This is a genomic window from Peribacillus sp. SIMBA_075 (assembly GCF_046534585.1).
Genome location: NZ_JAWRYN010000681.1, coordinates 1 through 269 on the forward strand (window position 1 = coordinate 1; position 269 = coordinate 269).

Annotated in this window: 1 protein-coding gene; it reads right to left on the reverse strand. The window is 66.9% G+C overall.

All coding sequences use genetic code 11. The annotated features are described in order from the left end of the window. On the reverse strand, positions 1-269 hold a 269-nt coding region (locus tag SB775_RS29910; RefSeq protein WP_410864876.1), incomplete at both ends, for a hypothetical protein.

Consider the following 269-nt stretch of genomic DNA (forward strand, 5'->3'; position numbering starts at 1 on the left):
GCTGTCGTAGAAGGCGGGACTCGTCTCGCGCATCCCGTAGACGAAAACCACCCACGCCGCGGCCGCCAGCAGGGCACCGGCCCAGACGGGGATGCGGCGCATCCTGACAAGGTAGACGATCTGGCCCAGGAGCAGCAGCGGGATGAAGGCGACGAACGACGATGCGAGCGCGAATGTCGTGCCCAGCTGAGTGTGAAGGGTGTCGACGATCGCAACGGCCAGCATGAGGACGATCGGAACGAGTGCGGGTGCCCGTGCGAGCAGGGGGC